Annotated in this window: 10 protein-coding genes; 7 read left to right on the top strand and 3 right to left on the bottom strand. The window is 71.4% G+C overall.

Annotated elements, in window-relative coordinates; all coding sequences use genetic code 11:
• Nucleotides 1-84: 84 nt before the first annotated feature.
• Entirely contained in the window at nucleotides 85-957 is an 873-nt protein-coding gene (locus ABWV20_RS04485; protein WP_353353621.1) for a maleylpyruvate isomerase family mycothiol-dependent enzyme, read from the bottom strand.
• 26 nt (nucleotides 958-983) lie between these two features.
• Between ABWV20_RS04485 and ABWV20_RS04480 the strand changes: the two genes are divergently transcribed.
• The 7 genes from ABWV20_RS04480 (at nucleotide 984) to ABWV20_RS04450 (ending at nucleotide 8874) form a co-directional block, all read left to right on the top strand.
• The gene (locus ABWV20_RS04480; protein ID WP_353353620.1) at nucleotides 984-3038 is read left to right on the top strand and encodes a bifunctional copper resistance protein CopD/cytochrome c oxidase assembly protein; all 2055 of its coding nucleotides are present in this window, start codon (nucleotides 984-986) and stop codon (nucleotides 3036-3038) included.
• 222 nt (nucleotides 3039-3260) lie between these two features.
• Nucleotides 3261-3446: a DUF6767 domain-containing protein gene (locus tag ABWV20_RS04475; protein ID WP_353353619.1), complete on the top strand. Its 186-nt coding sequence runs from the start codon at nucleotides 3261-3263 to the stop codon at nucleotides 3444-3446.
• 42 nt (nucleotides 3447-3488) lie between these two features.
• Nucleotides 3489-4322: a carbon-nitrogen family hydrolase gene (locus ABWV20_RS04470; RefSeq protein ID WP_353353618.1), complete on the top strand. Its 834-nt coding sequence runs from the start codon at nucleotides 3489-3491 to the stop codon at nucleotides 4320-4322.
• Complete coding sequence (locus ABWV20_RS04465) at nucleotides 4319-6196, top strand: NHL domain-containing thioredoxin family protein (RefSeq protein WP_502901755.1); 1878 nt, start codon at nucleotides 4319-4321, stop codon at nucleotides 6194-6196. Before ABWV20_RS04470 ends, ABWV20_RS04465 begins: the two co-directional genes overlap by 4 nt.
• A gap of 2 nt (nucleotides 6197-6198) precedes the next feature.
• Nucleotides 6199-7062 (top strand): hypothetical protein, encoded by an 864-nt coding sequence (locus ABWV20_RS04460; protein WP_353353616.1) that lies wholly within the window; start codon nucleotides 6199-6201, stop codon nucleotides 7060-7062.
• A gap of 47 nt (nucleotides 7063-7109) precedes the next feature.
• Nucleotides 7110-7367, top strand: a complete 258-nt coding sequence (locus ABWV20_RS04455; protein ID WP_353353615.1) for a DUF6458 family protein — start codon at nucleotides 7110-7112, stop codon at nucleotides 7365-7367.
• 76 nt (nucleotides 7368-7443) lie between these two features.
• Entirely contained in the window at nucleotides 7444-8874 is a 1431-nt protein-coding gene (locus ABWV20_RS04450; RefSeq protein WP_353353614.1) for an acyltransferase family protein, read from the top strand.
• Between the two features lie 6 nt (nucleotides 8875-8880).
• Here ABWV20_RS04450 and ABWV20_RS04445 read toward each other — a convergent pair whose 3' ends face one another.
• Complete coding sequence (locus ABWV20_RS04445; protein ID WP_353353613.1) at nucleotides 8881-9885, bottom strand: GNAT family N-acetyltransferase; 1005 nt, start codon at nucleotides 9883-9885, stop codon at nucleotides 8881-8883.
• Nucleotides 9886-10044: 159 nt separating this feature from the next.
• Nucleotides 10045-11907 (bottom strand): acyl-CoA dehydrogenase, encoded by a 1863-nt coding sequence (locus tag ABWV20_RS04440; RefSeq protein ID WP_353353644.1) that lies wholly within the window; start codon nucleotides 11905-11907, stop codon nucleotides 10045-10047.
• Nucleotides 11908-12044: the final 137 nt, after the last annotated feature.

Below are 12044 nucleotides of genomic sequence, written 5' to 3'. Positions count from 1 at the left end.
CGAAAGACGCGGCACTGGCTTCACCGACGAGTCGACCGTAAGCGCTCCCCCCGACGTTGGCAAGCGCCTCTCGCCGGGCCGCGCTCAGGCGGTGGGCGCGGGCGACAGCACGTCGAGGGCGTCCAGCAGGCGGCGGCCCGTCGCTTCATCGCCGAGGACGGTGAAGTGGGTCTGGTCGGTGCTCCGGCGCCCAGCGGCTCGGCGGGTCAGGGCCTCGGTGGTCAGCTGCACCGTCGTGACCTCGAGGGGCTCGCCGGCCTCCGGGTCCTGCCCGCTGAAGAGCTGTTCGCCGACCGGTTCGCCGTCGGCTCCCTGGACCACGCGGGCTCCGCCCCGGGCCAGGACCGGGCCGGTCACGTCGAGGACGACCGCGTGGCCCGGCTCGATGCCGGCGTCGCGGACGGCGACCACGGGCAGCGCGTCGAGGATCGCAGCCGTGAAGACTGCCGCAGCGGGGGAGTCGAGGTCGCCGGGACGGTCCAGTGCGGTCCGGGCGTCCTGCTCGTGGACCCACGTCTCGGCGATCTGGGCGCGGAGCTGGTCGCCGAAGGTGGTGCGGGCCCCGAAGAAGCCGGCGATCTCGGTGTCGAGGTCGACGTCGAGCGAACGCAGCTGGGACATCCGGTGCTGGTGGAAGTCGGCGAGCTCGGAGACGACGCTGCGACCGGTCCACGTCCGACGGGCAGCCAGCTCCAGGTCCACCATCCGGTTGAACTGGTTGCGCACCTCCGCGGGGTTGGCGGGCCCGTGCGGCTCCCGGGGCAGTGCCGAGAAGGCCTTCTCCGTGGCGACCACCTTGACGATGTGGTCCTTGACGGTCCAACCGGGGCATTCGGTCGGCTTCTCGAAGTCGTCTTCGCGGCAGGCCCAGCCCAGGTCGACGATGGCCTGGACCACCTGCTCGAAGGCGTCGAGCAAGCCGCCTTGGTCATCGGGAGCGGCCGGGTGCAGAGGCATGCCCCCAGACTACTTAGGCTTGAGGCATGCCCTCAGCCGCCCGTGAAGTCGCCTCGCGTCGATCCCCGGCGTGGGTGGCGATGGTGGCGATGGTGGCGGTCCCGCTCGTCATCGTGGCCGGACTCGGCGCGAGCGTCCTCGCGGCCTGGTTCGGGGGCGCCGTGTCGTCGCCGCCCACCGGCCTCACCGACGCGGGGCCCGTGGTGCGCTGGGCCCTGCCGCTCGTGCGTCTCGTGCACGACCTCGCCGCCGCCCTCACCGTCGGGGCGCTGCTGCTCGCCGCGACGATGATCCCGGGTGCCACGCGTCAGGCCTCGGCCGCCATCGACGAGCCGCGCCGAGCCGCTGCGTTCCGGATCGCGACGGCGGCCGCCTTCGTCTGGGCGAGCGCGGGAGCCGTCGTCGTCGTCTTCACCTTCGCCGACGCCGCTGGGCTGCCCCTCGACCACCCCCTCTTCGCCGCGGAGCTGCTCAGGTCGGTGTGGGCCATCGAGACCCTTCGCGTGGGCCTGATCTCCTCGGCCGCCGCCTTCGTCGTCGCGTCCTTCGCATCGCTCGCTCGCGCTCGGTCAGTGGCCGTCGCGCTCTTGCTCACCGCGCTGTTCGGCGTCGCCGTCCTCGGCCTGACGGGCCACGCCGGGGGATCCGCCGACCACGAGACCGCCGTCAACGCCCTGGCCGTTCACCTGCTCAGCGCCACGGTGTGGACCGGCGGGCTGCTCGCCCTGATCCTCCTGCGCAGCACTCTCGGCGACGCACTCGCAGCCGTCGCCCGCCGCTACTCCACGGTCGCCCTGTGGGCCTTCACCGCCCTGGGTGTCTCCGGCGTCATGGCCGCCTCGACGCGGTTCGAGCGGCTCGAGGACCTGACGAGCGCCTATGGCGTCCTCGTCCTGCTCAAGATCGGTGCGCTCCTCGTGCTCGGCCTCGCGGGCTGGTGGCATCGACGGGTCACCATCGATGCGCTCGAACGGGCCGAGACCGCTGCCCGCTCGGGACGGGCCTTCACGCTGCTGGCCCTCGGCGAGATGGTCGTCATGGGGCTGGCCTTCGGCATCGCCACGGCCCTGGCCCGGACCCAGCCGCCCGTGCCGGAGACGGTCTCGAACCCCAGCGCTGCGCTCGCCCTGACCGGGTTCCCCGAGCCGCCCGCCCCGACCGCGCTGTCGTGGGTGAGCGCCTGGCGCGTCGAGTGGCTCTTCCTCGCGACCGCCCTGCTCGCGATCGGGCTCTACCTCGCCGGCGTCGTCCGGCTGGCCAGGCGGGGCGACCGGTGGCCCGTGCTGCGCACCGTCAGCTGGGTCGTCGGCTGGCTCGTCTTCATCTGGGCGACCAACGGGGTGCTCGGCATCTACGGCCGGGTCGCCTTCTCCTGGCACATGACGCTGCACATGATCGAGGCGATGGTCGTGCCGATCTTCCTCGTCCTCGGCGCCCCGGTGACGATGGCGCTGCGCACCCTGCGAGCGCGCCGTGACGGCACCCTCGGCCCGCGCGAGCTCGTCCTCGGCCTGGTCCACTCGCCCTACCTCAAGGTCGTGGGCAACCCGATCTTCGCGGCGGCGTTCTTCTTCATGAGCCTCGTCGTCTTCTACTGGACCGACCTGTTCCACCTTGCGCTGACGACGCACACCGGGCACCTGATCATGACGGCCCACTTCGTCATCGCCGGCTACCTCTTCGCGTGGGTGCTCGTCGGCACCGACCCGGGCCCGCCCCGGTGGAGCCCGGCGCTGCGCCTCATCGTCCTCTTCGCGACCATCGCCTTCCACGCCTTCTTCGGCGTCGCCATGATCAGCGGCACCGCCCTGCTCGCCCCCGACTTCTTCACGACGGTCGACGTGTCGTGGGTCGGCGACCCGCTCGAGGACCAGCGCAACGGCGGCGCCGTCGCCTGGGCCATCGGCGAGCTGCCCTCACTCGTCCTGGCGCTCCTCGTCGCCTTCCAGTGGTCCCGGGCCGACCGCGCCGAGGGGCGTCGCCGGGACCGGCACGCCGACCGCGACGGCGACGCCGAGTTGGTGGCCTACAACGAGCACCTGGCCAGGCTGGCGCGGCACGACGAGAGCCCTCGCCCCTGACCTTCCCCGGACCCTCTCGGTCGAGGGTGCAGCTCCTGCCGCCGAGCGGGTCGCATCGCCTGCCCACTCCATCGGGGGGTGGACGGCACGAACTGCCCACTCGACGAAGGGGTGCGGGAGGGCCGGGACCCCGCCGGTTGCCGGGAGCGAGCTCAGCGGCATACGGGAAGTGATTTCGTTGTTAACTACTACGCAGCGTAGAATTCAGTGCAGGAGGTCCTCATGGCCGCGACGCCCACACCCAAGTGCCCGATCCGCATCGGCGAGCCATGCACCCTGTGCTTCCCCGGCGCGAGCGGCCCTCAGGACTGTGGCCTCGTCTACCTCGTCCAGTCGGATCCCGAGTGGCGCGACCAGCTGGCCGACAAGCGCCGCGAGGTGCGCTCCCGCGAGGCCCTCGCCGGCTGACCGGAGGCCCGTCCCCGGCGCCCCATGTGTGAGAGTTGGGGCATGAAGGTTGCCCTCATCCAGCTCGCCTACGGCGACGACGAGAGCGTCGCCGAGCGCACCGCACGCGTCGTCGACCTCGTTCGCGCCCAAGAGGGCCATGACCTCGTCGTGCTTCCCGAGCTGTGGTCCGCGGGCGGCTTCGACTACCGCAGCTGGGACGAGCGCGCCGAGCCGGTCGACGGCCCGATCGCGCGCGCCCTCGCGGCCGCCGCCAAGGACGCACGCGTCACGCTGCACGGCGGGAGCCTCGTCGAGCGAGCCGAGCCCACCGAGGCCAACGGTCACGGCCTGTGGAACACCTCCGTGGTGTTCTCGCCCACAGGCGAGCTCGTCGCCACCTACCGCAAGATCCACCGGTTCGGCTTCGGCGAGGGCGAGCCCAGGCTGCTCGACCCCGGCGCCGACCTCGTCGTCATCGACGTCCCGGTCCGCGGCGCCGGCTCGACGGGCCCAGCCGGCGCAGCGAGCTCCGTGCGAGTCGGTCTCTCGACCTGCTACGACCTGCGCTTCCCCGAGCTCTACCGCGCCCTGCTCGACCGCGGCGCCGAGGCCTTCGTCGTCCCGGCGGCCTGGCCCGCCAAGCGGGTGGCCCACTGGACCCTCCTCGGGCAGGCTCGCGCCGTCGAGGACCAGTGCGTCGTCATCCAGTGCAACACCGCCGGCACCCACGCCGGCCACGAGATGGGCGGCCGCTCGCAGGTCGTCGACACCACGGGCACCGTCCTCGCGACGGCGGGGCACCACGAGGAGGTCCTCAGCGTGGACGTCGACCTGGACCTGACGCACCGCTGGCGCAAGGCCTTCCCCGTGCTCGCCGACCGGCGGCTGCGGTGACCGCCGAGCCGTCAGCTCGGGCCCGAGTGCGGGTCCGAGCGCCCGAGCTCGTCGGCCGCGGCTGGCTCAACACCGGCGGACGGGCCCTGTCACTGGCCGACCTCAGGGGTCGCGTCCTCGTTCTCGACTTCTGGACCTTCTGTTGTGTCAACTGCCTCCACGTGCTCGACGAGCTGCGGCCCGTCGAGCAGCAGTACCCCGACGCGCTGACCATCGTCGGGGTCCACTCGCCGAAGTTCGAGCACGAGGCCGACCCCGACGCCCTCACGGCTGCCGTGGAGCGCTACGCCGTGCACCATCCCGTCCTCGACGACCCGGACCTCGTCACCTGGCGCGCCTACGCCGCCCGGGCCTGGCCGACCCTCGTCGTCGTCGACCCCGAGGGCTACGTCGTCGCCTCCATGTCGGGCGAGGGCCACGGTCCCGGCCTCGCCGCCCTCGTCGGCGAGCTCATCGGGGAGCACACCGCCAAGGGCACCCTCCAGCCCGGCGACGACCCCTACGTCCCGCCGCCTCCGGCCGACACGGCACTCCGGTTCCCGGGCAAGGTCGTGGCCCTCGACGACGGCTCCTTCGTCATCTCCGACACGGCCAACCACCAGATCGTCCATCTCGACCCGGACCTCGTCACCGAGCGTGCGCGCTGGGGCGGGCACGAGACCCTCAACGAGCCGCAGGGGGTGGTGCTCGCGACCCGTGCCGTGCGCGACCGCCTCGGCGTCGACCTGCTCATCGCCGACTCCGTGAACCACCAGGTCAAGGGGCTGTGCTTCGCTGACGGCACCATTCGCGCGCTGGCCGGGACCGGCCGCCAGCTGCGGGAGCGCTCCGGGGGAGGGCCGGCCCTCGGCCAGGACCTGTCCACACCGTGGGACCTCGCCTGGCTCGGCGACCGGCTCCTCATCGCCATGGCCGGCACCCACCAGCTCTGGGCGTGGACGCCCGGTGACACCGTGGAGGCCGGCGTGGTCCACGTCGTCGGCGGCACCACCAACGAGGGGCTGCGCGACGGTCCAGCCGGCGAGGCGTGGTTCGCGCAGCCATCCGGCCTGTCCACCGCGGCGGACGGCGCCCGCGTCTGGATCGCCGACTCGGAGACGTCGGCCCTGAGGTCGGTCTCGCCGGTCCGCGGTGGCGCCGACGGCCCAGGGAGCGACCTCGTCGTCGAGACGCACGTCGGCGCGGGCCTGTTCGACTTCGGCCACCGCGACGGGGTCGCCGCCCAGGCCCTCCTCCAGCACCCGCTCGGCGTCACCGAGCTGCCTGACGGCTCGGTCGCCATCAGCGACACCTACAACGGCGCGATCCGCCGCTACGACCCGGTCCGTGGGGAGGTGACGACGCTGGCCCGCGACCTCGCCGAGCCGAGCGATGCGGCCGTCGAGCGGGACCCCGAGACGGGTGAGACGCGACTCGTCGTCGTCGAGTCGGCGGCCCATCGACTCACCCGGATCCCACTCCCTGAGGCCGCACAGCGCGTCGACGGGCCGGCCCATCGGACCCAGCGGCCGCCGACCGAGCTGGCACCCGGGCAGGTCCGCCTGGCGGTCACCTTCGTCCCCCCGAAGGGCCAGAAGCTCGACGACCGGTGGGGTGACCCGACCATGCTCGACGTCTCCGCCTCACCCGAGGGGCTCCTCGTCGACGGAGGCGGCCGGGCGCGGGGGCTGAGTCGCACGCTGACCCTGGCCAGCGGCATCCGGTCCGGCACCCTCCACGTGTCCGTGCAGGCGGCCGCCTGCGACGGTGACCCGGACACGGGCGTGGTTCCGGAGCACGCGGCCTGCCATCTCTTCCAGCAGGACTGGGGCATCCCCCTCACCCTCGTCCAGGGCGGACCGACACACCTGACCCTCGACCTGAGAGGAGCCTGACCGTGCGGTGCCTCGTGTCCGGCGTCGCCGGACTGCTCGCCGTCATCCTCCTCCCCGTGGCTCTCCTCGTCGCCTGGGTCACGTCGGTCGGCACCGACACCGACCAGTTCGTCAGGGAGCTGCGGCCCGTCGCCTCGTCCCCTGAGGTTCGCGAGGCCCTGACCGAGCGCGTCCTCGAGTCCGTCGAGGTGCAGCTCAAGGTGCCCGACCCGATCGCCCGACAGCTCGCGGCGCCTCTGCGCGAGCTCGTGACGACCGTGCTCGAGCAGCCCGAGGTCGAGCGGGCCTGGGAATCCGGCCTCCGTGGCGCCCATCGCGAGTTCCTTGCGGTCATGGAGGGCGAGCGCCCGGCGAGGGTCGACTCGACGGGTCACGTCGTCATGCCGCTGACCATCGAGGTCACCGGGGTGGACCGGCTCCTCGACCGGTTCGGCGTCCCGGTGCGCGGCAGCCTCAACCTCGCGCCGGAGGTCCCCATCGCACTCTTCTCCGTCGACGACCTCACCACCGCTCGTCGGGTCTACGCGGTCGGCGCCGTGGCGGGCTCGGCCGCGCCGTGGATCGTCGTGGCCCTGGCCGCGCTGGCGCTCATCCTCGCCCGGCGCCGCGTCCGGGCCCTGGGCCTGCTCGGCGTCGGCGGACTGCTCGCGGCCGCGGCGTTCGCCGGGGCCATCGTGCTCGGCCGGGACGCGTCCACGGAGGTCGTCGCCGACCCGATCGGCTCCGCCGTGGTCGCTGCGGCTTATCGACACGCGGAGGACGGCCTGATGGCCGAGGTCGGGCTCGCGCTCTGGGTGTCGGCCGGTTTGCTCGCGATTGCGCTTGCTGCCGGTGTGGTGCGTGTGATTTTCCGCCGTCGCGGGTAAGTGAGGTCCGAGGCGGGCGCGTGGCCCGCCACGGAGAAGGAGACGACATGGGAATCGGACTCGGAATCACCTTGTTGGTTCTTGGGGCGATCCTGACGTTCACCGGGCTCGACGAGAACATCCTCAACTACAACCTCGACGTCGTCGGGATCATCCTCATGGCCGGCGGCGCTCTCGCCCTGATCATGGGCGTCATCCAGAACGCCCAGCGCACCAGGCACACGACGGTGACGGAGCATCGAGGCGCCCCCGAGGTCGTCGAGCGTCGCGACGAGATCATCGACCGCCGGGACGAGCGGTACTGACCCCTCATCGGGATCATCCGGGGCGGGTTGAGCGCGAACTGACGCGCTCGGCCCGCCTTCGTAGTTCGATGAGAGGGTGACGACTCGGTCCGCCCCGTCTCCGCGTGGCTCCGCAGCGCGGGCTGCCGATGCCACGCCGGCCGACCGCGACCGGTGGGTCGATGCGCTTCGGGCCGGCTCCCTCCTCGTCGTCGTGGTCGGGCACTGGCTCATGGTGGGCCTCACCCCGACCGGGCAGATCAGCAATGCCCTCACGGTCGTGCCGGACCTCCAGCCACTCACGTGGCTGCTCCAGGTCATGCCGCTCTTCTTCCTCGTCGGGGGCGTCGCCCACGCCTACGCGCTGGACTCGCTCGACCGCCGGGTGCCGCCGCGGACGCCGGGTCGCTACGCGGCGTTCTTCCGGGCTCGAGCGGTGCGCCTCCTCCGCCCGTCGCTCGCCTTCCTTGCCGTCTGGGTGGTCATCGGGGTGGTGGCGCACGTCACCGGCCTGACCGCTCGTCCGGGGATCGTCGGTCGGTTCGCCCGCGACGCGCTCGTCGCGGTGCCGCAGCTGCTCTGGTTCGTCGGGATCTACCTCGGGGCGTGTGCCTTCGCTCCCCTCATGCGCGCGTTCCACGAGCGGTGGGGGCCGTATGCCGCTGGGCTCCTCATCGGGTCCGCTGTCCTCGTCGACGTGGTCCGGTTCACCGCGGTGGAGTTCGTCGGCAACCTCAACTTCGCGCTGGTGTGGCTCGCGTTCCACCAGCTGGGGTTCCTCTGGCGTGACGGGCGGCTCACGCCGCGGGTGGGCTGGCTGATGGTCGCAGTCGGCTACACCGGGATGTTCGTGGCTGTCACGGTCGGGCCCTATCCCACCTCGATGGTGGGGTTGCCCGGGGAGCCGGTCTCCAACATGGCGCCCCCGACGGCCGCGCTGCTGGCGCAGGGCCTGGGCATCTGCGGACTGGCGGTCATCGCCCGTCCGGTGATGAACCGGGTGCTGGGTCGCCCTCGCGTGTGGCGGGCGGTGCTGAGTGCGGCGCCGTTCGCGATGACCGCCTTCCTCTGGCACCTCACGGCGCTCATGCTCGTCCTGCTGACGTTGTGGACCGTCGGCGTCGACCAGCCGGCCGTCGCCTCGTGGGGCTGGTGGCTCAGTCGCCCGCTCCTGTTCGCCGTGCTCCTCGCCGTGACCGCGGTCATCGTGGCGGCGTTCGTCCGTTTCGACCGAGGCCCACGCACCGCGACGCAGGTGGGTCCGAGCGCCGGCCGGCGCTCGGACGTGGCCGCCGCGCCGTCGGCCCTGCTGATCTTCTTCGGGATCCTCATGGTCTCGATCGTCGGTGTCGACGTCCTGGGCAACCGGCCGGTCTTCTTCCTCGTCGGGGAGGTGACCCCGATCGTGGGCTTCGCCGTGCTCGGGGCCGGGGTCGGGCTGGTGCTCGGGGCCACGGCGCCCAAGCGGCGTGTCGCCGGCAGCGGGCCGTCGGAGGACCAGCACCCGTCAGTGCCGGCGGGGTCCTGAGCCGTCTCAGTCGAGCTTGCGCTGGTAGGCGGGGCACAGCTCGACGATGCGGAAGCCGAGTGCCTCGTTGATGCTCACCATCCACGAGTTCGTCCCGTCGTTGCCGGTCACGACCCGGCGGCGTCCGGGGTGCTCCGCCTGGAGATGCCGGAGGTTCTCGACCTTGACGGCCATCCCGAGCCGACGACCGCGGTGCTCGCGGTGGACGTAGGTGCCCCACTGGAAGACCGTGCTCGGGGCCCCGGCCGGCAGTACGAGGTCGGTGTAGGCGACGACGTCGCCGGAGCTGCCCAGGGCGACGGTCGTCAGCCGGGTCCGGCCCATTCGGCGCTCGAGCGCGAGCTGCTCCTCGTAGCGGGCCGGGGTGAAGTACTCGGGCTCGAACTCGATGTCGCCCGTGGGGGCGTCGACGATGAGCTGGCTCATGACCTCGCAGAGCGACGGCTGCAGCTCTGGGGGCACGCCGTTGACGTGGGTCTGCAGGACGTAGTTGCCCTCCCACCTCGGCCGACTGGAGGAGTCGAGGTCGTCGAGGCGGTCGTCCGCGACCGGGAGGTCGAGATGACGGATCACCTCGGTGTGGTTGAGCGAGTAGCCGTGGCGCTCGACGAAGCGGCGGTAGGAGTGGGCCGGGTCATCGACCGGGACCATGAACTCGGTGAGGAGCGAGCGCCGACCGGCGGCCTGGGCGCGCTCGGCCATGCGGTCGATCAGCGCGGAGCCGTGGCCGGCGCGCCGGTGGTCCGGGTGCACGTGCAGGTCGAACCAGGCCAGCCAGGTGTTGTCCTCCTTGGGCAGGTAGAGCGTCGCGACGCCCGTGACCTGCCCACGGTGCTCGGCGACCCAGATCTCCTTCGGCTCTGCCTTGTCCTCGTGGCGCCAGTCGAGGACGACCTCGTCGAACGACGGTGGCTCGAACCAAGGCCGGCCGAACACACGGCTGGCCACGAGGGCCTGGTGGGCCTGCCGGGTGAGGCCGTCGTCCTCGACGTCGAGCTGCATGGTCTCCATGGAAAGACGGTAGGGACCCGATCGCGGCCAGTGCCACCGAGTTTCCCGCCACGTCTCCCCTGCCCCAACATCGAAAGAGCAGGTCGCGACAGCCGCCTCCCAACATCGAAAGAGCAGTTCGCGACACGGGGGTGTCGCGAACTGCTCTCTCGATCGGTGTCAGAAGGCGGACTCGGGCACGTCCATGAGGTCGTTGTCGGTGCTCTCGGCGATGGCGCGCTCCGCCGCGAGCTTCGGCAGGACGTTCTTGGCGTAGAAGGACGCCGCGGCGACCTTGCCGCGGTAGAAGTCGGCGTCCTTGCCGGTGGCCCCGCCGTCGAGGGCGGCCTGGGCCACGGCGGCCTGGCGCAGCAGCAGCCAGCCGACGATGAGGTCGCCGGCGCCGAGGAGCAGGCGGGAGGTGTTCTGGCCGACCTTGTAGAGGTTGGTCACCTCTCCTCCGACCCGGGGGTCGCTGTTCATCAGGTCGTTGATCATGTGACCGACGATGGCCTGGACGTCCTCGAGGGCCTTGCCGAGCAGTTCCCGCTCGGTGTCGAGCGAGCCGCCCAGGTCCTTGGCGAACTCCTGGATCTGACCAGCCACGTGCTGCAGGGCCTGGCCCTTGTCGCGGACGATCTTGCGGAAGAAGAAGTCGAGCCCCTGGATGGCCGTCGTCCCTTCGTAGAGGGTGTCGATCTTGGCGTCCCGGACGTACTGCTCGATCGGGTAGTCCTGGAGGAAACCGGACCCTCCGAGCGTCTGGAGGGACTCGGTGCCGAGGAGCACCCAGGCCCGCTCGGACCCGAGGCCCTTGACGATCGGCAGCAGCAGGTCGCTGACCCGCCCCGCCAGGTCGGCGTCCGTGCCCTTCTCCACCGCGACGGTGCGGTTGCCGTTCTGTGCCTGGGCGACGGTGTCGAGCTGGGTTGCGGTGTACAGGACGAGCGCACGCAGGCCCTCTGCGTACGCCTTCTGCAGCATGAGCGAGCGGCGCACGTCGGGGTGGTGCGTGATGGTGACGCGTGGTGCCGTCTTGTCGGTCATCTGCGTCAGGTCGGCGCCCTGCACGCGCTGCTTGGCGTACTCGAGCGCGTTGAGGTAGCCGGTCGAGAGGGTCGCGATGGCCTTCGTCCCGACGAACATGCGCGCGTTCTCGATGACGTGGAACATCTGGGCGATGCCGTCGTGGACCCCGCCGAGGAGCATGCCGACGGCCGGCTCCTTCTCGCCGAAGGTCACCTCGCAGGTCGTGCTGACCTTGAGGCCCATCTTGTGCTCGACGTTGGTGACGTAGGCGCCGTTGCGCTCGCCCAGCTCACCGGTCTCGAGGTCGACGTGGAACTTGGGCACGATGAAGAGCGAGAGGCCCTTGGTCCCGGGGCCGGCGCCTTCCGGACGGGCGAGGACGAAGTGGACGATGTTGTCGACGAGGTCCGACTCGGCCGAGGTGATGAAGCGCTTGACGCCCTCGATGTGCCAGGTGCCGTCGGGCTGCTCGATCGCCTTCGTGCGGCCGGCGCCGACGTCCGAGCCGGCGTCCGGCTCAGTGAGGACCATCGTGGTGTGCCAGGCGTTGTCGACGATGTGCTTGGCCAGCTTCTTCTGGTCGTCGGTGCCGAGGTGGTAGAGGAGGTTCGCGAACGAGTAGCTCGCGGTGTACATGTGGATCGCGGGGTTGGCGCCGCAGATCATCTCAGCGGTGGCCCAGCGCAGCGACGGCGGGATCACCATGCCACCGAGCTCGGCGGGGACGTCGAGGTTGCCCCAGTCTCCGTCGACGTAGGCCCGGAACGACTTCCCGAACGACTCGGGCATGGTGACCGACTGGGTGGTCGGGTCGTAGACGGGCGGGTGGCGGTCGGAGTCGAGCAGGCTCTCGGCCAGCTCGTTCTCGGAGAGGCGGGCGATCTCGCGGAGGATGTCCTTCGCGGCGTCGACGTCGACGTCGGAGTAGAGCCCGTGCCCCAGCACCTCCTCCCGGCCGAAGACCTCGAAGAGGTTGAACTCCAGGTCGCGTACGTTGCTCTTGTAGTGGCCCATGGGGTCCTCCACTCGGTCTCGTCAGGAAAGATGACGCCCTTCGGGCGCACGCCAAGTTACTGGCGGGTCACTTTCCATGATGCTACCGCTGGGTAACAAAAGCAAGGCCGAAGGTCCCGACTCGAGTCGCCCCATCG

Source organism: Intrasporangium sp. DVR, from assembly GCF_040365325.1.
In the GTDB taxonomy this organism is placed as follows: Bacteria; Actinomycetota; Actinomycetes; order Actinomycetales; family Dermatophilaceae; genus Intrasporangium.
Note: the sequence above shows the minus strand (reverse complement) of the source record. Positions and strands in the feature narration are given on the sequence as shown.

Coding starts and splice junctions, on each gene's coding strand:
- ABWV20_RS04475 (WP_353353619.1), top strand. CDS start 3,261: ATGGCCGCGACGCCCACACCCAAGTGCCCGATCCGCATCGGCGAGCCA.
- ABWV20_RS04485 (WP_353353621.1), bottom strand. CDS start 957: ATGCCTCTGCACCCGGCCGCTCCCGATGACCAAGGCGGCTTGCTCGAC.
- ABWV20_RS04480 (WP_353353620.1), top strand. CDS start 984: ATGCCCTCAGCCGCCCGTGAAGTCGCCTCGCGTCGATCCCCGGCGTGG.
- ABWV20_RS04445 (WP_353353613.1), bottom strand. CDS start 9,885: ATGGAGACCATGCAGCTCGACGTCGAGGACGACGGCCTCACCCGGCAG.
- ABWV20_RS04470 (WP_353353618.1), top strand. CDS start 3,489: ATGAAGGTTGCCCTCATCCAGCTCGCCTACGGCGACGACGAGAGCGTC.
- ABWV20_RS04440 (WP_353353644.1), bottom strand. CDS start 11,907: ATGGGCCACTACAAGAGCAACGTACGCGACCTGGAGTTCAACCTCTTC.
- ABWV20_RS04455 (WP_353353615.1), top strand. CDS start 7,110: ATGGGAATCGGACTCGGAATCACCTTGTTGGTTCTTGGGGCGATCCTG.